This is a genomic window from Pseudomonas yangonensis, from assembly GCF_009932725.1.
Lineage (GTDB): Bacteria > Pseudomonadota > Gammaproteobacteria > Pseudomonadales > Pseudomonadaceae > Aquipseudomonas > Aquipseudomonas yangonensis.
The window spans coordinates 1-1,301 of the sequence record NZ_BLJU01000064.1 but is presented as its reverse complement, the minus strand read 5'-3'; the positions used below and the strand labels follow the sequence as shown (position 1 = coordinate 1,301).

The 1,301-nt window shown below is 34.8% G+C and carries 2 protein-coding genes; both read right to left on the bottom strand.

Going from position 1 to position 1,301, the window contains the following annotated elements:
- Positions 1-160 (bottom strand): type II toxin-antitoxin system RelE/ParE family toxin (locus GYB81_RS23445; protein ID WP_161897974.1); only part of this gene is annotated, 160 nt, incomplete at its 3' end.
- Positions 161-203: 43 nt separating this feature from the next.
- Positions 204-983: an APH(3')-VI family aminoglycoside O-phosphotransferase gene (locus GYB81_RS23440; RefSeq protein ID WP_058199817.1), complete on the bottom strand. Its 780-nt coding sequence runs from the start codon at positions 981-983 to the stop codon at positions 204-206.
- Between the last annotated feature and the right edge of the window lie 318 nt (positions 984-1,301).

Genomic DNA, 1,301 nt, shown 5'->3' with positions numbered 1-1,301 from the left:
TCTGGCGCTGCCCAGTTCTCCCCATGAGATTATTATGAGCAAGCAAACTAACTTTTTCCCGAATTAAATCATCCAATTCAATTGCAGCAATTGGATTTCTTTCATCAAGATAATCATAAATTCTTTCACGATCTTGTTCTGCATCTACGGTCCAAAGAATCGACGTAAAATGACAATTAAGTATTTTTAGAAAATGCTTGGAATCAATTCAATTCATCAAGTTTTAAAAAATAATTCCTTTTGTCAGGTCTATCATTTTTTAAATGCTTTAAAAATATTTTAGCAGTTTCCTCCGATGCATCCTCTCTTAGGCAACGTTCAACAAAGGATATATCTACAAACTCATCTGCTAACCCAGCACGGCCAAGATCTAAAAAATAAATTTCATTGAATTTATCTATAAAAATATTACTATCCGTGATATCGCCATGAGAAAAAACCAATCTTTCTTCAACACGAGTCTCATTTAACTCATTCCATAGACTTAGGTAAGTTTTATGGTCTCCCCATAATTCAGCGTCAAAATCATCTTGATCTATATCATCAAGGAGTTGGTTATCAATAAAAAATTTTGACTCTTTTAACCGATGATCAATGTTTGAAATAAATGGACAATCAATAATAGCAATTGAATTTAACAGATTGAGTACCTCCTTATAGATAGCAAGCAATTCTTGGTCTGTTAAAAAAAGCGCTGAAATTGGTTTTGCATTGATCGCTTTAGTGATCATGAATTCAAACTGCTCATCCTGAAAAGTCATGATGAGTTCAGGCACCTTTAACTTCTCAGAGAGCCAACTCAACATTTTCGCTTCACGAGAAACACTGTATGTGGTCGCTGTATATAAAGTGCTAGATCGCTTAAGAAAAAAAGTTTCATTATTTCGATTAAAAGAATAAACATCCGATGGCGACTGACCAATTTTATTTGGCTCTAAAACGCTGTTTCCAATAAATTGTTGAATAATATTGGGCAATTCCATCAAGCTTTCCTTTTATTCAGTATTAAAAACCCCGCAAATGCGAGGCCTAGTAAATAGATGATCTTAATTTGGTTCACTGTAGCAAAAATATGGCTTATTCCCTAGAAGAACTTGCAAAATTATTGTCCCAGCCGACACAGCTGTAGCTCCTCTTAAAAAAGAGGCTTTTTTTTAATCAAACCCGAGTTGCGCTATGATTTTAGGGATCAATCATCTTGTTTCTCCATATCTTAAACAAGCTGATGCGTTGACCTGTGTCAAATATTCAATCATTAAGCACTTAATCAATTGCCTTGTCGGGGTCGTTTGCGGGAGAGG

Bases quoted from the DNA above. Each gene is read 5' to 3' on its own strand.
- GYB81_RS23440 (WP_058199817.1), bottom strand. From the start codon at position 983: ATGGAATTGCCCAATATTATTCAACAATTTATTGGAAACAGCGTTTTA.